Genomic DNA, 19,879 nt, shown 5'->3' with positions numbered 1-19,879 from the left:
TTGTTAATCAAAATTGAGGTAGTATCTCAGGAGCGGTCAGTTCATGGACTATATAGAAAAGGTGCTAGAAAAGCTTAAGGAATTAGCACGTAAGCTAATTGAGAGCCTTTTAGGCCCAGAGGCTGAGCCGGAACCGGAACTGATTCCGATTCCTGTGAACGATCGCTCACGCCGTCGCTAGTAGCCCCGAAAGTGCTAAACCCGACGTTAGAACCCTTAAGTATTCTGGCACTGCACGGGCCAAACTTAAATTTGCTAGGACAACGAGAACCTGGAATTTATGGATCGTTGACATTAGCAGAAATTAACCGCCTGTTAGAAGAAGAGGGATTAAAATTACAGGCGAAAGTTTTTCCTTTGCAGTCAAATCATGAAGGAATTTTGGTTGATGCTATTCATGGAGCATTGGGGCAACATCAAGGAATTTTGATTAATGCAGGGGCATATACCCACACAAGTGTGGCATTACGAGATGCGATCGCTGCCGTTAATTTACCCACAGTAGAAGTACACCTGAGTAACATTTACCGTCGGGAAGATTTCCGCCATCATTCGTACATCGCCCCAGTAGCCATCGGCCAAATCAGTGGTTTTGGCTCTCAAAGTTATTTGTTAGGCTTACAGGCACTAGTGAATTATTTAAGAGTTAGGAGTTAGGAGTTAGTAGTTAGGAGTTAGGAGTTAGGAGTTAGGAGTTAGGAGTTAAGATATTGACAGTGTTGGGCTTACAAGCACTAGTAAATTATTTAAGAGTTAGGAGTTAAGATATTGATAGTAAAGTCAGGAATTAAAAATTTTTATAATTAACTCCTCACTCCTCACTCCTCACTTTTCAGTCGATATTTAATGCGTTACTCCCTTATAAGTCGGTTTAGAGGTACTTTACTCGGAGCATTCCTGGGGGGAAATTTAGCTTCGGATAGTGGAATACAGCCTCAGAATTACCCCGATTTTGGCAGAATGGCGATTCTGGGCACCGAGAGTTTAATTAGCTTGGGTAGATTAGATTTAGATGATTGGATAGCGCGTCAGCAACAAGCTTCTCTTGATTTAGCTCCAACAGACATAATTATTGCCACACTACCAGTGGCACTTTTTTTTCACGAAAATCCAATTAAGCTACGACAAAACTTGCTGCATGTACTAAAAATCTGGGATGATGACCCAGTAGTACGGGATGGAACATTAGCAGTAGGGTATGCCATCGCTCTAGCGTTGAATGAGAAACTCGACCCTCTAACCCTCATTCCCCAAATAATTTCATTTCTCCAAGAAACACCGACATCAATACCGAAAAAATTATTAAGAATTCAGAATTTATTAGAACAAGGGGCTGGATTAGAAAGGGTGCAAGCCGAGTTTGCTGGCAAAGAAAAGCTCAGTGATAGTATTGCGATCGCATTTTACTGTTTTCTGAGTACATTGGAAGATTTTCGCCTTGCAGTTTTGCGAGCTACTCACAACGGTGATTCCAAACTCCAAGATGCTAACCGTTTAATGAGACACTCTACAGGTGCAATTACTGCTGCTTTATCAGGCGCACATAACACTACAGCAGGAATTCCTCTCAATTGGCGAGTCATGCTTCTGCAAAGGAATTATCCAGCATCGGAACTGACAAGCTTTGACCAAATGTTAGAATTGGCTGATGCACTCGTGGCTGTGTGGTCAGGATTGTATGATAACGTTCGCCTAGATCCAAAGGAGTTAACAGAGGGAGGATGTGCCATGTCTAGGGTAGCTTTGCTTTCAGTTTACGCAGCCCCTCGTGTTATGCGGTTGCGTTAATGCTATTTTCAGCAAACAACACTGCGGATGCCAAACTCCCAATCTTAACAGTATTCTATACTAATATTTTCCAGCAAACCCTCGACTTGATTCTGTAGGTAAGTTCCGCCAAACGTAGTTGCAATAGTAGCCGTAGATTGGAATTCCCTGATGATTGTTTTGTTTTGAGCTAAGCTAATGAACATTCAAGTTCCATAGAACCAGGTTTGAAGCCGCTTCTTTTATGTCCGGTTGAAGACTTATCATTAGGGCTAACCCTCTGAGGTTCAGATACTTTAATAATTAAGTAATTACCTGGACTTAATGTTACTACAAAGGAACCATCCTGGAAAAATCTAACGATCATTAGCTGATCGAAGTCAGCAATTGCAGGCAGAGATAATGAAAACGACTGAGCAATTTTTGCAGTTATTCACCCAGCAATTGTCTTACTGGCGGCGATGGTACAGATTACTACGCCGTAAGGGAAAACTACTTAAAACCAGAAACCATAGAAGGGAACTTCTAAAAGCTATCCAGAGAAATGTAATCTTGTTTTTCTCAAAAACCAATGACAAAAGCGAACGGCGAAAACAAGAAAGAGCGCTAAAGTCAATGGCAAAATCAGTTCAAACTCAGAGTAGTATTTATACAGTTGGTTGCAACTGGGTACATGGAAAGCGTTACTTCGTTATTTTGGCGATCGCTGTCGTCTCACTCACAGGCGTAATTGGCAACAAATTATACAATCAAACCCAACTCCAAATAAGCAATCCCTCACCCCAGACAATTAGAGCGCCTTATACAGATAGCATTGAAGATAAGAAAAAAACAGAAGCTGAGCGCAGAACTGCCAGTAAAAGTTTTATACCAGTGTTAATGGTTGATCCACGAATCAATCAAGAAATCAATCAAAATTTACAACAACTTCTGGATGATGGTAATGAAATTCGTGCCATTGCAGGAGAGTTTCCTTTTTTTGATAGTATAGTCCTCTCTAGATCTAGCCAGCGTTACCTGCGTTCTTGCTCTGAGCCGGAATGGGAAGCGGTGCTTTTGGCTCTAGAAAATCATCGAAACCACCTTCAAAAAATAACAGGACGAACCACCGCTTCATCCATAGCTGCACCTAATCAAACACCACCCAAATCTAATTCCCAGAATACCGAAGTAGAGTCCGATGAGACGAAATCTGTTGATTTTTCTCAAAACACTGACTTTACTCAAGCAATAAAAGAATTAGAAGCTTACCAACTGACAAGTTCTGAGAAAAGCTTTTCGTCACTCATTGCCCAAATTTCCCAAGCACGCCAAAAATACACACTCGCTACTGCAAAACTTTTACAGTTGGAGAGTGTTAGTCCAGAAACAATATACGAGGAATCTCTGCTCCTAGACTTATCAGATATGGAGTGGGAAAATACACAAACGGCAATTCATCAAAGTGCAGAGCGAATTCTCACCCAAGGTATCCCCCACGGACTACCACAAAACATCTTACAGGATGCGGTCAGCTTACAAATCCAGACATTTGTACCAGCAGATGCCGAACCTTTAGCAAGCAAACTGTTGTTAGCTGTACTCCAGCCAAATCTGCAAAAAGATGAAGAAAAAACCAGAGAAAAAGCTCAAAAAGCTGCTGCTGGGGTGCCACCTGTAATGATGAATGTACAGCGTGGTCAGGTGATTGTCAAAAAAGGAGAGCAGATTAGTGCCTGGGATTTTGAGTTATTGCAGCATTATCACCTGATTCGCCGCGAGATCAAGTGGGTGGAGTTGGTGAAGTTAGGAACCATTATTACCATCGCCATTGGCATTTTTGTTTGGGTAGAACGACATATTAATTGTGAATTGCGACAACGCGATCGCCTTTTGGTCTTACTGCTCACTCTGAGTGTACCAGGAGTAATCGTTATGGGATTGCCCTACACTACCTGGAGTGCCCTTGGTTTATTGTTGGGAAGCTTCTACGGCCCGAGTTTGGGGTTGACAGTCGTCGGACTGCTGTCGCCAATATTAGCAATCAGCTTGGATATGAGCAAAGCTGCGCTTTTAGCTGGTGTAGGGGGAGGGATATTAGGTAGTTGCATCGCCCAAAGATTGCGATCGCGTGAGGAACTGGCATTATTAGGTGTGGCGATCGCTTTAACTCAAGGCATCATTTACCTGATTGTAAAAGTCTTAATTGGTCAAGCATTTGGTTCAACTTGGTATATCGTCCTCCGAGAAGCAGGGTTATTTGCTTCATCGGGTTTTGTTTGGAGTGTTGTCGCTTTAGGGTTGAGTCCTTATCTAGAAAGATTTTTTGATTTAGTCACTCCCATCCGCCTAGCAGAATTGGCGAACCCCAATCGCCCCTTATTAAAAAGACTCGCTACTGAAACTCCCGGAACTTTTCAACATACGCTGTTTGTGGCTACCCTTGCCGAAGCTGCTGCCAAACAACTAGGATGCAATGTTGAATTAGTCAGGGCTGGTACATTATACCATGATGTTGGAAAAATGCACGACCCCCTTGGATTTATTGAAAACCAAATGGGGGGACCAAATAAACACGATACAGAAATTAAAGATCCTTGGAAGAGTGCAGAAATTATCAAAAAGCACGTAAGTGAAGGGTTGGTGATGGCGCGTAAACACCTTTTACCCACAGCAATTCAAGCTTTTATTCCCGAACATCAGGGAACAATGCTAATTGCTTATTTTTATCACCAAGCCCAGCAAATGGCTCAAGAAGATCCGAGTTTAACCGTAGACGAAGCAGATTTTCGCTACGATGGGCCGATTCCTCAGTCACGGGAAACAGGAATTGTGATGTTGGCGGATGCTTGCGAAGCGGCGCTGCGATCGCTCGAAGCCTCGGCGAAGCGTCCCGTACCCGTGAAAAGCAAGGCACGCGGGACATCTGAGGGAGAAGACAAGCGATCGCCCAAAGATGTCTCCAGCGAACAAGCTTTAGCAATGCTGAATAATATTCTGCGTGCCAGATGGCAAGACAATCAACTCGTAGATTCCGGATTAACACGGGAAGAAATGTCACAAATTGCCGAGATATTTGTGGATGTTTGGCAGCAATTTAATCACAAGCGGATTGCTTATCCTAAGTTGAAGGCTAATGGTGCTGTGCGAAATTCGTAATTAAATATTTTCAGAATACTGAATTTTTATTTCCTAATTTATCAATCTTAAAACCAAAAAATATTATTAGGAGTTAAACAAAAATGGCTACTTTAACTATTCGTTTACCAGACGAAAAACACAACAGATTAAAAGAACTTGCTCAAGCCAAAGGCATAAGTGTCAATAAGCTGATTGAAGAACTTTCCACCATAGCTCTAGCAGAATTTGATGCCAATACCAGATTTAAAGCAATGGCTGCAACTGGTAACCCAGAAGAAGACTTAAGAATACTGGCTAAACTTGATGCTCTCACAGAATAGAAATAAGAGAGCTTGTAGCGCGATGATGCAAGTTCCAAATTACGCCGAATGGAGAGGTGTTGTAATGAGTCAAGTCAACTATGCAGCCATGTCTGATGAGGAATTGAGACAATATTTTCTCCTACATCGTGAGGACAAAATGGTTCTGCGAGCATATCTGGATAGACTTGGCGATCGCCCACGGAGTATTATAACAACTGTAGATGATCCCGACTTTGATGCCAAAATCCAAGCAGCAGTTCTAAAGCAGATGCAAGCAGCAGGCAATAATGGTGAGACGGCGGTCTAACAATCTTGGTATAGCAGACAGTGGAGAAAAAGCCACAACTAAGCAAAAGTTTTGCGAGGTGCAGCTTAATCTTCCCCAATTGGGATGTCTACGACGGGCTACGCCTACGCATATCTGTTGATAATTTCGATCAAAATCACTCATTCCTGGACATACCCAAACCCAATCCCCAGTCCCCAACCGCTTTTACTTTTTAATTCTCACTACGTCGCACAGCAGCCAAAATAAAATTAACTGCTGCTTGGGTATGCTGCTCAATCATTTCTGGACTTAGCAATTCTAAATCAGGCCTAGTATGCTTGATGTTTTCGTAAGCGTTGAAGTATAAATTACAAACACCAACAATATGCAGGGTGGTGAGAAATGGATCGAGTTGACGAAAACAACCCTCCGCCATCCCCCGTTCTAAAATCTTGATGAGATAGGCAAAATTTTCTTGCCAATTTCCTTGTTTGAAATACTTTCCCTGATTTTGGTTTGCTTCTTGGAACCAAAGCATCCCTCGGTGTGGGTGGGCTGCTTCGTAGGCGATCGCTTCCTTAACAAGCAGCTTCAAAGCTTCCTCTGGTGGAAACTGATCTAAATCTAACTGCTGAAACCCTTCGTGCATTTCTACCGCTGGGCGTTGCAAGACAGCTTGATATAGTCCTTCCTTGCTCTGGAAGTAGTAATAAATCATCGCTGTGGTGACACCTGCACCTTTGGCGATCGCCTCTGTCCGCGCCCCACTCAGCCCATTTCTAGCAAACTCTACTTCCGCTGCATCGAGAATCTGCTTTTTCGTCGCCTCTGCATCCCGCACCTGGCGAGGTTTTTTATATGAAAGTTTTGATTGTGTTGAACGACCCACGGTACTCCATCAGCTTAACGAAAACATCTTAACTAAAAAATTGGTTAGTAGTTGACATACAAGATGAACTTTATTAAATTAATAGTTGTTAACTAATTTTTTAGTTAACTCATCTTTTGCATAATCTAGCCATACAGTAGTCGAAGTTAGCCGAGCAATGCTCGGTAGTATTACTTCGTCCATTACCAAGCAAACCTTAATTATCCCAATTGACATTCATTCATAGCAATGTAGGACAGACGATACTAGGTCGTCAATCACAACTTTTAACTTTAGAGATTAACACCTGACTATTGAGTCCTCTGTTGTTGAAGAAGAATTCAGAAGTCAGAATTCAGAAGTCAGAATTCAGAATTCAGGAGTCAGAATGAATCAGTGGGGGATTGAGACCCACCACTGTCTTGTTGACCACTAAATATGCAGATTTAGTGGGGGTCTTAAACCCCTGGATTCATTCACCAGTCGCACAAAATTCATTCTGAATTCTGACTCCTGACTCCTGAATTCTGTTTGATAAATAATTTGACAATATTTTGGAGGAAAAATGCAACCTATTTTACCTGGTGCGCCTTGGTTAATCGCGCACAAATCTACATTAGGAGTGAATAAACCTCATAAAATTACTTTAAATGGACATGATTATGTCATTTGGCAAAACCAAAAAGATGAAGTCTTTGCCCTTGATAACATCTGTCCACATATGCAAGCACCCTTATCATCCGGCTGGGTTTGTCAAGAAAGAGATACTATTACTTGCCCTTTTCATGCACTAGAATTTGATGGACAAGGCAGACTTTATCAAGAGGATAAAAAAGATACTCAGCCAATTACAAAGCCATTAGAGCTAATTATTAGTAACGATTGCATCTGGACATATGGCGGATTTGAGCCAAGATTACCTATCCCGGATTTACATCAAAAAATTGTAGATGACTACGAATTTCTTGGAGTAACTGGCGAAAAAAGTATTCAGGGAGACTTTTTGAGTAATCTAATGGTCAACTACGACTATAATCACCAAAATGGTACTCATAAAGACCTATTTAAAATTACATCTTGTGATGTAAGCTCTTTTGAAGAGAAGGGATACTATGCGACAGTAAAGCAAGATTTGACAAGAGCTAAAAACACACTTGGAGAAATTATTCAAAATCCTGTTTTGGGAATCTTCCCTAAAACCCTAAGTAACACACTCGAATACGCTTTTCCTTCGACTACAGCTTTTTTTGCTAAAACCCCTATTGGTGATATTGCTCAAACTCACATTCTCTATCCTGAAACAGAAAAAACAACTAAGACGTTTATTCTGATGTATGCTCAAGTGAACAATCCTTTGATGAAATTGTTCTTTAAAAACTCAGTTTTACAAGCAGCAGCTACAGTCATAGAACAGGATACAGGTGCAGTGGAAAGTTTGTATCCCCGGCAAAAACCAAAAATTAGATTGCCAAATGAAGAGATTATGTTCTATGCAGAAAAACTCTACCGTAATTGGTAATTTGGTTTTGGAAAATATAGCTAAATTCAGAATTGGGAAGTAATACAGCAAATTGCAACTTGGTGAGGTACAAATAATTGTAGGGGCACAACATGTTGTGCCCCTACCCGTGTACTTCATTTACCTGAAATACGCTGTATTTAGACCTAAGCAAAGACACAGGGAGGCTCTTACGTGGAGAAATTTTAATGATAAGTGATTAGTCGGAGATGACCACTCCCTACTCCCTACTCCCCATTCCCTGTCTTAATCCTAAATACCTGAAAACTGCTGTAAATTCTGACTCTTCACTACTGAGTGCTGAATTACTACCAAGTTTCAATAAAAACCCCTGGTAGTTAGCCAGGGGTAATGCAAGTCAGTACTTTTCGCATGGAATGTATCCTACTTCAATACCATAGCAAGCCTCTAATTTGCAGATCTGCCATTTTGCCAAACAAAAAAGCCCCCAGTAGTAAGCTGAGGGTTAATTTTTTTTGGAATAGCGGTAATCTACAAAGGTATTATTCCCAGGTAAGTAAGCAATAGAACGAAAATAAAACTAAAAATTTCTATATATAGTAGCTGCGGCATATCTTAAACCTCGTTGCTTAGCCTTAAATAAGTAAAACTAATAACTAACACCAGCTTTGTGAATGTCCCAACACTTGCTTAATTTTTGTAAAGCAGTGTAAAGTACATTCACAGGCGAAAACAAAGCCGCCTGATTCATACATAAATTCAACCGCAATCATAAAACAATGACAGCAACCATTCAACGCCGCGAAAGCGCCAACGTCTGGGATCGCTTCTGCAACTGGATCACCAGCACCAACAACCGCTTATACATCGGCTGGTTCGGTGTACTCATGATCCCCACCCTGCTAGCTGCTACCGCTTGTTTCGTAATCGCCTTCATCGCTGCTCCTCCAGTAGACATCGATGGTATCCGCGAGCCTGTTGCAGGTTCCTTAGTTTACGGAAACAACATCATCTCCGGTGCAGTTGTTCCTTCCTCCAACGCTATTGGTTTGCACTTCTACCCAATTTGGGAAGCAGCATCCTTAGACGAGTGGTTGTACAACGGCGGTCCTTACCAGCTAGTAGTGTTCCACTTCCTGATTGGCGTATTCTGCTACTTAGGTCGTGAGTGGGAACTCTCCTACCGCTTGGGAATGCGTCCTTGGATTTGCCTAGCATTCTCTGCACCTGTTGCTGCTGCAACCGCAGTATTCTTGATTTACCCCATCGGACAAGGTTCATTTAGCGATGGTATGCCCTTGGGTATCTCCGGAACCTTCAACTTCATGATCGTGTTCCAAGCAGAACACAACATCTTGATGCACCCCTTCCACATGTTAGGTGTGGCTGGTGTATTCGGTGGAAGTTTATTCTCCGCAATGCACGGTTCTCTAGTTACCTCTTCTTTAGTTCGTGAGACAACCGAAAGCGAATCTCAAAACTACGGCTACAAGTTCGGTCAAGAAGAAGAAACCTACAACATTGTTGCAGCCCACGGTTACTTCGGTCGCTTGATTTTCCAATACGCTTCATTCAACAACAGCCGTTCCTTGCACTTCTTCCTAGCTGCATGGCCTGTGATTGGAATCTGGTTCACCGCTTTGGGTGTGAGCACAATGGCTTTCAACTTGAACGGTTTCAACTTCAACCAATCGATCATCGACTCTCAAGGTCGCGTCATCAACACCTGGGCTGACATCATCAACCGCGCTAACCTGGGTATGGAAGTGATGCACGAGCGCAATGCTCACAACTTCCCCTTAGACTTGGCAGCAGCTGATGTTGCTCCTGTAGCTCTAACCGCTCCTGCTATCAACGGTTAATCACTACCTAAGTTGAGTGAAAATTAAATAGAATAAAAAGCGCTCTCCCAAAAGGGGGGCGTTTTTTAGTGTCAATTTAAAATTGGGGGTGAAGGGGTATGAGTTACTTGCAGGCGTTGGCATGGCTCAACTAAGCTATGGTGGGATTTAAAAAATTATGAGTATAAGTATGGAAAACCATTAGGCTGGAAGGCTAATAATGCGAACAATCGTAGTTGGTGATATTCATGGTTGTTATGATGAACTTCTTCAGCTATTAGCCAAAGTGCAGCTGACAGAGGATGATTGTTTAATCTCATTAGGAGATATTGTCGATCGCGGAGTTGATTCATTCAAGGTATATGATTTTCTCCAAAATCGCCCCAACACTGTTGTTTTGATGGGTAATCACGAACGCAAACACCTACGTCAGACTCTTTCCTACTCCCAGGAAATCGTCAAGTTACAGTTTGGCGATCGCTATGCAGAGTTTTTAGAATGGGTGAGTCATAGACCGTACTATCACGAAACTGACGAGGCTATTTTACTTCACGCTGCGGTGGAAGATGGTATATCCATTGAAAAACAAAGAGAAGAGGTTTTGTGTGGTTGCACGGCGGGTGAAAAGCATCTCGAAAAACGCTATGGAAATACATATTGGAGCGAATTGTATTCTGGTGCTAAACCAGTTATCTTTGGTCATCACGTTGTTGGCGATCGTCCACTGATCATTGCAGGGAAGGTTTACGGGATCGATACTGGAGCTTGTCACGGTGGAAGATTGACTGGGCTAATTTTACCTAACCTGTACAATCCAAAAAATATCTTCAGGAGCAGGGTGACGATTATTGTAGTTGGATTCTGGTAGCCGAACGATCGCAATATCTGGTTCGGGTTCAGAATTTACTAGTGTGACTGGGCCATTGAAACGGACATCGGCTTTACCGATGAGTAACTCCTCTAGGTATTTCACACCTCTTTTTGCTGTGCTGTAATGTATTGGAGTTTCTGGGGTCATTTCCACAATTTCGCCTGCTAACAACTCCACACGGCGATCGCGCAAAATCCCCGCTTCAATCATGCGATGATAGTCGTCTACAGACCATTTGGCTAGCGTTTTCATATCATTTCTGCAAGTCTGACTCAATTTTACCCAAGCGATCGCTGCTGACAATTAATCTCCCCGACCCCTTAGGCTAAAAACTACTCCAAAATTCTGTAGGAATGTCATCATAGTTAAGGTGAATCCCCAGTGACTAAAACTTGTCGTCTCGGATTTGAAACCCAGAATTTTTATTCAAGAATCCAACAATCTGCTTGACCCAGTTTGCCAGTCGATCAAATTTGTGTTTAATAAGCGATTCGAGACCACTGAGCCGATACTCTACAAAGAGCTTCTTTTCTTTGTATTCGACTAGATGAACATCCAATTTTTTCTCTACTTTGTAAAGCCGATCCACGAAATTATCTTTCAGCTGATCGACAGCCGATAGCAATCTATTTTCTACCTTGTCAATCTTACTGTTAATATTGGCTTCAATTTGGGCTAATCGATAAATAGCCCCCACTACTGTTAATAGCCCGATAATAATAGTGAGAGCGTTGTTAATATCAATTTTCATTGCTTCTCAGCCATTGAGTAATTGGTCTAGCTTAAAGTTAATATTTGCAAATTCCTGAGTGAGCAATATTTCCTCTGAGGTATCGTCTGTGCCTGTGTATTCCCACACAGTTACAGCTGCACGAGTAAACCATTTTGGTACTTTGACGCTGACACCATAAGATGTGGAAATTTTATTGAAAAGAATCAGGTTAATTTGGTCTAAAAATAATGGCTGACCTTTAACAGTGGTTGCATCTTGACCCCCACCAATTACAAGCCCTGTGCTGATTTTTTGATTGATGTATCCTGCAAATCGCCATATCGAGCCTGAGGGAACATCCGTGTCCACACTAACTGCAAGAATAAATTTATCTAGCACAATTGGGACTAATATTTCCGGAATGGGATTAGTTAAATAACTCCCATTTTGCATAGGAACTTGGACAGCATTAATGTTAGTAGAATATATGCTTTGCCAGTTATCACTATTGCTTAATTCAACTACTCTCACTGCCTAATCATCCGTGAGAAATTACAAAATCAACGTGTTCCGCAAACTCGTCTACTATTTCAAACGGATTAGGAATACCGTAATACTCCAGCTTATCGAGATATTCAACGATATCAATTTTCCCGATTAGCCAATCTCTACCCGCTTGGTTGATGGCAAGCATTCCCTGGAATTCTTGCTCGGAACAGTTACCATCAATATCAACGGATAGCAGATCTAACGGATCGTCTGGAGTCCAAATAATTCCGGTGCGGTCTGCTATCTTGCTCATCAGCCCTCAGGAGTGAATCTAGCTCGGTTTTTGCCGCTGTTTGCTGCAATGAAAGTACCGTAGGCTGCTATACCCTTGATTCCCAATACTGCACCGTCATAAGGTTGCCCACCTGTCGTTTGCCCAAACGGACTTGTGACGGAATCTACATCGGGCTTTTTATATTGAGCGCCGGTAATCCGGCTAGGTTTCTTTTCTGTTCCAGGTACAACAGCCGTTAGCGTTAACTTGGCAAACTTAAATTTTTTGGCTTCAATCACAAGCGGGTTTTGCAGCGCTGCAAATTCCTCAGCAGTGGTAACGTAAGGGGCAAGTATTGTACGAAGAACATTCGCCACGCCAGACCCTTGCCCAGTTTGGTTATCCTTGATTAACCGCGTAGGAAGATAAATTTTAGTATTGCCAGCAGTGCCAAACGGAGAAACATAACCTGCTTCTTTTTCTGCCTTGGCGCGTTTAGTTTCGTCAGTAATAGCTGCAAATTTTTGTTGGCGTTCGAGAGGTGTAGCCTCTAACCACTCTTTATATTTGTCGTACCGCGCCTTTTGTGCTGGGTAGCGTTGTAGATCTCTAAAACCCATGATTTTTACTGTTAAAAGACGCATCTAAAGAATTATCTGATGACAAACCTTCTCTGATAAAAAGACTTGGAATCGATGAGATAGCTCTGGTTAAGGGCAAGGCTAATTACTGCGCCGTACTAATAGATTTAGATACATCTAAGCTAGTAACTATTTTAAATGGGCGCACGCAAGAAGTAGTGAAAAAAACCCTTTTAGAATGGGGATATGAGGTCTTAGAACAAATTGAGGAAGTGAGTATAGATTTGTGGGTTGGTTATAAAAACGTTGTCACAGAATTAATGCCCAATGCTCAAGTAGTAGCAGATAGATTTCATGTAATGACACAGATTAATCAAGAATTAGATACACAGAGAAAACGAGAGAAGCGGAGTCTAGAAGAATTAATTCAAAAAGCGCAATTATCATCAAAAAAAGCTGAATATGAAAAAGCTTTGTCGGGATTAAAAAATAGTAAGTACGTTTTACTTAAAAATGAGTCAGACTTAAATGAAGAGCAAATAAATAAACTTTCTGAAGTCAAGAATGTATCTCCTGTCTTAAAAGAAATGCATGAATTAAAAGAAAAATTTAGAAAGATTTTTAATCAGACAGATAATTGGTATCCGGGAGTTTATAAACTTGGTATGTGGTTATCGAAAGCTAAAAAACATTTTCCCAAGAGTAACAATACTATTATCCGTTGGTTTGATGAGATAATTGCTTACTTTGATAATGGGACAAATAGTGGTGCTGTGGAAGGTATTAATAACAAGATCAAGTTGATTAAACGTTCCGGTTATGGATTTAGAAACTTTGACAATTTCCGCGTTAGATGCTTATTGAATTGGCATTTTAACTATTAGTTAAGCATACTATGTACTGAAGAATCATCTTTTAGGTGTTCAAAAAGTTTTGTAGCTTGCTGCCAAGACTCTAAGGCTTCTCTTGCCTGACCTAGATCCAGTTGTCTCTGCCCTCTCTGGTTCAGTACTTCAGCTTGATGCTGTTGTGTTTGTTTGCTTACTTCCTGAGCCAGAATCAAAGATGGCTGTCCTATAGCTATGGATAATCCTAGAATGCATAACAATAAGTACTTGAATAAACGCCAAAAACTAATCATTTTAACCGTACCGCTTCTGTTACTGATGATACTGGCTGCGTAGAAGTTAGCTCATGGCATTTAGAAGCAGACACCTCAGCGTAGGGGCTTGGTGGATCGGCTTCTGCGGTCAAGACTACATCTCCATCAGCATTTCTTATCCAACCCTGGGCTTCTACAATTTCTATGGGTTCTTCAGTTGTTGATAGGTTTGATTGCTCCAAATTATCAATCGCCCCAAGAGGAGTAGAATTTCTCTGCCAAGTAGAACTGCTATCTAACTGGTTGCCAGAACTAGCTGCTAGTCCCCCAGCACCAGCATTCACAAATGTACTTGCTATTCCACGAGAACGACCTTGGCATACTGATACAATCTCTGGAGCTTGTGCGATCGCCTGTGGTTGTACTTTGGTAAGGCTGGGATTTCTGTTTTGGAAGTTGACCTGTACTGTGCCGTCAATTCCTCGCTCTGAACTGGCTGTAATCTGTGTGTCGGGGGAAATAAATAGCCTTTTTGTGTTGATGCGGATGCTGCCCCCACCTCCCCGGTATGCGTTCGCTGTAATCGCGCTGTTGTTCGAGGCGCTCAGGATGTCTGTGTCGATACGGATATTGCCGCCGTTGCCAAAAGAGCCTAGGCTTGTTTACCAAGCAGCAGCAGCTTCTGTTCGTGGCAATGCGGACAACACAGGAGCAACGTATTCTGTATTCTGTTGCACCTATCTTCAGCAAATGCCCTGCCAGGGCTAGTTCTGCATCACCAGAATTGGTGGTGACTTCCCATCCGACTCCAGGTTGAGGGCGTTCCTTGAGCAGGAAGAAAATAATTGATGGGGACTTTTGGTTGTCTGTTTGTTGAGCGAGTTCTGTCAGTAGTGCAGAGACAGAACTCGTACCAACACACAGATAATTGAGACTGTTGACAGTGCAAGTAAAACACGGTGTTCTTCAATCTTCATCTTCCTCATAATCGAAATCATCATCACTATGTTCTTCATACCACTTTCTTTCTTCTTCCAAAGCGATTTCTCTCTCGAGTCTTTTTCTTTCTAAAATTTCCCTTTCAAGCTTTTCTATTTCTTGCCTTTCTCTTTCACGTATTTCTGTTTCTATCCGTTCTCTCTCTCTGTCTATGAGATTTTTTAATGAGTTTTATATTTGGTAGTACTTTAAGGCTGCAAAATATAAAAAGCAACGAAAAACCCCATCCTTCATACAGGTTGGGGGCAATGTAACAATTCAATCTAGTGCCTGATCTTTTTTTAAAGTTTTACGCTCTCTTCGTTTAAGGAAGATAACTTAATCCGCCGACTTTCACGCGATAGTGGTACTAAAACTGGGGCAAGACTTTGAGCATTGCTTTCTTTAAAGCTTTCCACCACCTTAGATAATTCTGCAATTGTCGATGCCTCAAATACGCTACGCAAAGGCAACTCCACGTGTAAGGCGTCGCGCACTCTAGAAACAAGCTGAGTTGCCAGTAATGAATGACCCCCTAATTCAAAGAAATTATCATAAATTCCTACGCGCTTAAGTCCCAAAACCTCAACAAAAATTTTCACCAGCACTTGTTCAACAGGAGTTCGAGGTGCAATGTAATTTTCAGGCAATTGGGGCTTGATTCCATTATGGAATGCTCTTAAGGCGCGGCGATTGACTTTACCATTAGCTGTTAGAGGTAAAGACTCCAATACTACAAAAGCTGATGGCATCATGTACTCAGGCAGTTTTTGTGCTATGTAAGTGTGCAAGTGCGGCACTAACTTACGCGCTGCTTTTGTTTGTAGGGGATTATTGCCGTAAGATTGCCAGGGCCGAGAGAGATTCGTGTGATGGGAAAAAATAGTTCTTTTACCTACTTCATCTTGCCGGACAAAAACTACATCATAATGTCCTTCAGTACTTGAATGTGACCAGGTAATATCAACCCTATAAGGTACGTTCAGCGCATATAAATCTTCTGGTTCTACTCCGAAATTTTCTAATTCTTGCAAAGCTTTACGTATTTGACCTACAGTTTTAAAACCTTTTACGTCTGATAGCCATTCTGCTGTTTTAATTGCTGACATCAGCCGCGCATTAGGTACATTGATAATGCTTAATCTTTCTGGTTTATTCTCAATTAATAACTGGCGCACTGCTGAGACTGTTAGATTATGTTCCGACCAGTTAAACACTAAATAATTTCCAGTATTACTAACAATTTCGGCATTAATATGAAGAATCACATTGTAACGAAACTCAGTTAACTCATTGTGATGTTTACCCCGCATCAGTTGGATTTGTACATGATTAATTTGCGGAAAGCGTTGCTTGATTGCAGTAAAAAAAGCTGGATCAATAACTAACTCTGTTTCTTGAAATATTTGACTTTGTATCCGTTGTTGCAACTCCAAGCAGGTAAGAGAAGGTTCAGCTTGATACAGTTGGACTGACGCATGGAAAGCTTGCAAGAGTGGCAAACTACGCACATCCCCTATGAAGATAAAGCCACCTGGAGCAGTTGCCTGTACAGCACCTTCTAATACACTAATTAAATAATCAATAGTAGGAAAATATTGTACAACCGAGTTCAGAATTACTGCATCAAAAGCTGCTGTTTCTACTTTCTCGAAGTCAGTAGCCATTTGCTGATACAGTGTTACCTGCGGCATTTCTTGTTTTTGTAGCTGTTGCTGAATGCACTTAAGTGAAACTGAGGAAAAGTCTGTTCCCCAATATTTAGTGCAGTGAGGTGCGATTCTAAATAGAATCAAGCCTGTTCCACAACCAATTTCTAACACTCGTTTGGGTTGCAAAGCCAAAATCTGCTCGACTTGGTTATCCACCCACTCACGCATCTGCTCTGCTGGAATAGGCTGATTTGTATAACTACTATTCCAGCCGACAAAATTGAATGTAGAATCTGAATCAGTAGATTGATTATAAGTTTCGTTATACAACATCTGCCATTGCAAAACCTGCTCATTCTGCAATTGCATTAATTGCAAATTCTCCTGTTCGTTACTGTATTCAGTTTTTGGTACTACATAAGCTACTAGGCGCTTTTGTTCTTCATCCTCACGAGTTATTACTACAGTTTGCTGCACTGCTGGATGCTGACTCAGCACCGCTTCAATTTCTGCCAATTCAATACGATAGCCACGAATTTTTACCTGCTCGTCGAGGCGACCTAAAAATTCAATGTTGCCATCTACTTGATAGCGAACTAAATCACCTGTTTTATAGAGTCGCGCTTTTAACTTATTAGTAAAAGAATGATAAATGAAAGATTCACCAGTTAACTCAGGATGGTTTAAATAACCTCGTGCTAACCCATCACCGCTTATGTATAACTCTCCCGGAACGCCAATAGGTACTGGTTGTAAATGTTTATCTAATATATAAAGTTTTGTATTGGCGATGGCTACGCCCGCCGCAGGCATCGCACAACCAATTACAGGTGCTAAATTATCTTTATTCTTAACAAAAATATGACCAGAAGTTGTAACAACTGTGTTCTCCGTTGGCCCATAATTATTAAATACTTGAAAAGAGTGAGAAGCTAAAGGATATTGATTTAGTTTGTCTCCACCTGTGAGCAATATTCGTAAAACTGCGTTCTGAGGAAAATCTAATAATAAAACTTTCTCTGCTAAAGGTGTTGGTATGAAACAAATTGTTATCGCTTTTGATACTAGCCAATCTCGGAGATACTCAGGCGATCGCCTGGTTTCATCATCTACAAAATAAATGCTTGCCCCAGTACTCAGATAAGGCCAAATTTCCCAACCGCAAGCGTCAAAGGCAACTCCAGAAATCTGCGTTGCTCGATCAAGCTGTGAAACTGCAAATGCTTTTTGATGCCAAAATACTAAATTTAACAATCCTCTATGTTCAATTTTAACCCCTTTAGGTTTTCCAGTTGAGCCAGAGGTATAAATGACATAAGCAAGGTTTTCTACTGTAAATTTACTAGTAAGATTATCTTCAATCTCTTGAGAAATAATCTCCCAATCTTTATCTAAACAGATTATTTGCGAATTATAGTTTTTCAGGCGTTCAAGCCATCGCTCATGAGTTAATAAAACTGAGACTTGAGCATCTTCAAGCATAAAGTTTAAACGTTCAGATGGATAGCTTGGATCTAAAGGTACATAAGCTCCACCTGCTTTCAAGATGCCCAACATCCCGATTACCATATTAAAAGAGCGTTCTACACAGAGTCCTACTAAAACTTCGCTTTTAACTCCTAATTTTTTTAGATAATGTGCAAGTTTATTACTGCGTATATTTAACTCTTTGTAGCTAAGTTGCTCATCGTCAAATACTAGTGCAGTTGCCTCACCATTTTGCTCTGCTACGCTCTCAATTAACTGATGAATACACTTATCTTGAGGATAAATTGCCTGGGTATTGTTCCATTCAACTAACAATTGATGTAGCTCAGATTCGCTTAAAAGTGGTAAATGTGCAATTTGGTCTTCTGGATTTGCAACTATACCCTCCAGTAATATTTGGAAGTGTCCTAGCATCCTGGCGATCGTAGCATCATCGAATAAATCAGTGCTATAAATTACAAAACCACTAATTCCTTCTGTGCTATCTGCCCATAACCCATTTTGAGTATTTGGCTCCCACAAGTGGAACTCCAAATCAAAGCGCGTTGTTTCTGTTTCAAAAGGTAGCGGACTTAAAGTTAAACTAGGTAACTCTAAAGCTGTCATTGGCGCATTTTGGAGCGCAAAAACAACTTGAAATAGCGGATTTTGATTCAAATTACGCTCTGGATGCAGTTCTTCTACAAGTTTTTCAAAAGGTAAATCTTGATGAGCATAAGCCCCTAAAGCTACCTCTTTAACTCGACTCAATAGTTCCTGAAAAGTTGGGTTTCCTGATAGATCGGTACGCAGTACTAAGCTATTGACAAAAAAACCAATTAATCCCTCAATTTCACTACGGTTGCGATTGGCAATAGGAGAACCGATAGCAATATCTTCTTGCTGTGTGTAGCGGTAAAGTAAAACTTGGAATGCTGCTAGTAGGGTTATAAATAAAGTTATCCCTTCTTGTTGCCCAAGAGCTAAAAGTGCTTTGCTCAAACTTTTTGATAATTGCAGAGGTTGCCTTGCACCCTGATAAGTTTGAACAGCTAGTCTTGGTCTATCGGTTGGCAGGTTTAGCATAGAAATGCCGTCTAATTGCTTTTGCCAGTAACTCAGTTGCTTTTCTAATACTTCTCCTTGCAACCATTGGCGTTGCCAGTATGCAAAGTCTGCATATTGGATTGTAAGTTTCGGTAGAGGAGAAGGCTGATTGCTGGCAAAGGCTGTGTAGAATGCTGCTATCTCTTGAATCAGCACCCCAATAGACCAACCATCGGAGACAATGTGGTGCATAGTCAGCAACAGGATGTATTCTGTCTCATCCAGCCACAGCAGTTTTACTTGCAGCAACGAATCAGTTGATAAATTGAAAGGACGTTGGGCTTCTTGTGTAGTGAGTCGTCGTGCTTGTATTTCTCGTTCGGCTTGTGGCAGTTGCCGTAAATCTATTATTGGTAAAGGTATTGTCAGGGTAGGATTAATTACCTGAATTGGTTGCCCTGTCTGTACAACAATAGTGGTGCGTAAAGCTTCATGTCGTTGCACGATTTCGTTAAAAGTTTGCTCTAGCGCGGCTAATTTCAGCGAACCTGTTAAATGTAGTGCTAGTGGAATGTTATAGAAAGGATTATTAGGAATTAATTGATCAAGAAACCAGAGACGTTGTTGAGCAAAGGAGAGAGGAAGATTTCCTGACCGCGAAATAGGTGCCAGAGGTCTAAAACTCTGGTTATTAGTACGATTAGATGCTTCTAAAAATTCAATAATTTCTGCTTTACGCTCTTGAATTTCTGCACGCAGTTCTGGTGTAAGAATTTTATCAGGAGCGTTGCAGCGAAACTTTTCACCATCAATAAAAACTTGAATATCTAAGCTGCGAAGATAAGTTAAAAACTCAACCGTATTCAAAATTAAACCCCTTCGCAAGTATTATTATTTATTAGAAGTTAGTAGGCAGCTATGCTATAGGAATATTGATTGTGTCATAAGCCTTTTAACATTGTTTTAACTGGATAGTTATTTTTGCCAAGCTGCACTGCTTATTAGCTAACCCAGCATTTTTATCATACTTCTAAGACTGGATAAATCATTCCTGGGAATG

Annotated in this window: 19 protein-coding genes and 1 pseudogene; 11 read left to right on the top strand and 9 right to left on the bottom strand. The window is 41.2% G+C overall.

Annotation, left to right across the window (positions count from 1 at the left end):
* Positions 1-43 precede the first annotated feature (43 nt).
* The 6 genes from IQ276_RS11225 to IQ276_RS11200 all read left to right on the top strand — a co-directional run bounded on the left by IQ276_RS11225 (position 44) and on the right by IQ276_RS11200 (position 5,496).
* Positions 44-181: a hypothetical protein gene (locus tag IQ276_RS11225; RefSeq protein WP_011316929.1), complete on the top strand. Its 138-nt coding sequence runs from the start codon at positions 44-46 to the stop codon at positions 179-181.
* A gap of 11 nt (positions 182-192) precedes the next feature.
* Entirely contained in the window at positions 193-657 is a 465-nt protein-coding gene (gene aroQ, locus IQ276_RS11220) for a type II 3-dehydroquinate dehydratase (protein WP_073638779.1), read from the top strand.
* Positions 658-846: 189 nt separating this feature from the next.
* The gene (locus IQ276_RS11215) at positions 847-1,788 is read left to right on the top strand and encodes an ADP-ribosylglycohydrolase family protein (protein ID WP_193914751.1); all 942 of its coding nucleotides are present in this window, start codon (positions 847-849) and stop codon (positions 1,786-1,788) included.
* Between the two features lie 381 nt (positions 1,789-2,169).
* Positions 2,170-4,905 (top strand): HD family phosphohydrolase, encoded by a 2,736-nt coding sequence (locus tag IQ276_RS11210; RefSeq protein WP_193914753.1) that lies wholly within the window; start codon positions 2,170-2,172, stop codon positions 4,903-4,905.
* An 83-nt stretch (positions 4,906-4,988) separates the two neighbouring features.
* On the top strand, positions 4,989-5,207 hold the full coding sequence (locus tag IQ276_RS11205) for a toxin-antitoxin system HicB family antitoxin (RefSeq protein WP_193914755.1): 219 nt from the start codon (positions 4,989-4,991) through the stop codon (positions 5,205-5,207).
* Positions 5,208-5,271: 64 nt separating this feature from the next.
* The gene (locus IQ276_RS11200; RefSeq protein ID WP_193914757.1) at positions 5,272-5,496 is read left to right on the top strand and encodes a DUF6887 family protein; all 225 of its coding nucleotides are present in this window, start codon (positions 5,272-5,274) and stop codon (positions 5,494-5,496) included.
* Between the two features lie 193 nt (positions 5,497-5,689).
* Here IQ276_RS11200 and IQ276_RS11195 read toward each other — a convergent pair whose 3' ends face one another.
* The gene (locus IQ276_RS11195) at positions 5,690-6,346 is read right to left on the bottom strand and encodes a TetR/AcrR family transcriptional regulator (RefSeq protein ID WP_193914758.1); all 657 of its coding nucleotides are present in this window, start codon (positions 6,344-6,346) and stop codon (positions 5,690-5,692) included.
* Positions 6,347-6,890: 544 nt separating this feature from the next.
* Here IQ276_RS11195 and IQ276_RS11190 point away from each other — a divergent pair.
* The 3 genes from IQ276_RS11190 to IQ276_RS11180 all read left to right on the top strand — a co-directional run bounded on the left by IQ276_RS11190 (position 6,891) and on the right by IQ276_RS11180 (position 10,514).
* Positions 6,891-7,844: a Rieske 2Fe-2S domain-containing protein gene (locus IQ276_RS11190; RefSeq protein WP_193914761.1), complete on the top strand. Its 954-nt coding sequence runs from the start codon at positions 6,891-6,893 to the stop codon at positions 7,842-7,844.
* Between the two features lie 740 nt (positions 7,845-8,584).
* Positions 8,585-9,667 carry a photosystem II q(b) protein gene (gene psbA, locus IQ276_RS11185; protein ID WP_193914762.1) on the top strand — a complete coding sequence of 361 codons (1,083 nt, stop codon included), beginning with the start codon at positions 8,585-8,587 and terminating at the stop codon, positions 9,665-9,667.
* Positions 9,668-9,866: 199 nt separating this feature from the next.
* Positions 9,867-10,514 carry a metallophosphoesterase gene (locus IQ276_RS11180; RefSeq protein WP_228042887.1) on the top strand — a complete coding sequence of 216 codons (648 nt, stop codon included), beginning with the start codon at positions 9,867-9,869 and terminating at the stop codon, positions 10,512-10,514.
* Here IQ276_RS11180 and IQ276_RS11175 read toward each other — a convergent pair.
* The 5 genes from IQ276_RS11175 to IQ276_RS11155 all read right to left on the bottom strand — a co-directional run bounded on the left by IQ276_RS11175 (position 10,443) and on the right by IQ276_RS11155 (position 12,612).
* Entirely contained in the window at positions 10,443-10,769 is a 327-nt protein-coding gene (locus tag IQ276_RS11175) for a Uma2 family endonuclease (protein ID WP_228042888.1), read from the bottom strand. The two genes, IQ276_RS11180 and IQ276_RS11175, sit on opposite strands and share 72 nt — an antisense overlap.
* A gap of 133 nt (positions 10,770-10,902) precedes the next feature.
* The gene (locus tag IQ276_RS11170) at positions 10,903-11,268 is read right to left on the bottom strand and encodes a hypothetical protein (protein ID WP_193914764.1); all 366 of its coding nucleotides are present in this window, start codon (positions 11,266-11,268) and stop codon (positions 10,903-10,905) included.
* A 6-nt stretch (positions 11,269-11,274) separates the two neighbouring features.
* Positions 11,275-11,760, bottom strand: a complete 486-nt coding sequence (locus IQ276_RS11165) for a hypothetical protein (RefSeq protein ID WP_193914766.1) — start codon at positions 11,758-11,760, stop codon at positions 11,275-11,277.
* Positions 11,761-11,767: 7 nt separating this feature from the next.
* Positions 11,768-12,031 (bottom strand): hypothetical protein, encoded by a 264-nt coding sequence (locus IQ276_RS11160; protein ID WP_193914768.1) that lies wholly within the window; start codon positions 12,029-12,031, stop codon positions 11,768-11,770.
* On the bottom strand, positions 12,031-12,612 hold the full coding sequence (locus IQ276_RS11155; RefSeq protein ID WP_193914770.1) for a hypothetical protein: 582 nt from the start codon (positions 12,610-12,612) through the stop codon (positions 12,031-12,033). The genes IQ276_RS11160 and IQ276_RS11155 overlap by 1 nt, the downstream gene beginning before the upstream one ends.
* Before the next feature lie 8 nt (positions 12,613-12,620).
* Between IQ276_RS11155 and IQ276_RS11150 the strand changes: the two are divergent.
* Positions 12,621-13,457, top strand: a pseudogene (locus IQ276_RS11150) (ISL3 family transposase); the annotation flags it as partial.
* Here the strand turns inward: IQ276_RS11150 and IQ276_RS11145 are convergent.
* Entirely contained in the window at positions 13,454-13,714 is a 261-nt protein-coding gene (locus IQ276_RS11145) for a hypothetical protein (protein ID WP_235115588.1), read from the bottom strand. The pseudogene IQ276_RS11150 and the gene IQ276_RS11145 overlap by 4 nt on opposite strands.
* Positions 13,711-14,019: a hypothetical protein gene (locus tag IQ276_RS11140; RefSeq protein ID WP_235115587.1), complete on the bottom strand. Its 309-nt coding sequence runs from the start codon at positions 14,017-14,019 to the stop codon at positions 13,711-13,713. Before IQ276_RS11140 ends, IQ276_RS11145 begins: the two co-directional genes overlap by 4 nt.
* Before the next feature lie 350 nt (positions 14,020-14,369).
* On the opposite strand from IQ276_RS11140, the gene IQ276_RS40930 reads away from it, so the two are divergent.
* Entirely contained in the window at positions 14,370-14,492 is a 123-nt protein-coding gene (locus IQ276_RS40930; RefSeq protein ID WP_373690500.1) for a hypothetical protein, read from the top strand.
* 463 nt (positions 14,493-14,955) lie between these two features.
* Here the strand turns inward: IQ276_RS40930 and IQ276_RS11130 are convergent, their stop codons facing one another.
* Positions 14,956-19,686 (bottom strand): non-ribosomal peptide synthetase, encoded by a 4,731-nt coding sequence (locus IQ276_RS11130; protein WP_193913566.1) that lies wholly within the window; start codon positions 19,684-19,686, stop codon positions 14,956-14,958.
* Positions 19,687-19,879 lie beyond the last annotated feature (193 nt).

The sequence above is a fragment of the Desmonostoc muscorum LEGE 12446 genome, from assembly GCF_015207005.2.
Taxonomy (GTDB): domain Bacteria; phylum Cyanobacteriota; class Cyanobacteriia; order Cyanobacteriales; family Nostocaceae; genus Nostoc; species Nostoc muscorum.
This window is presented reverse-complemented; position numbering and strand designations above follow the sequence as displayed.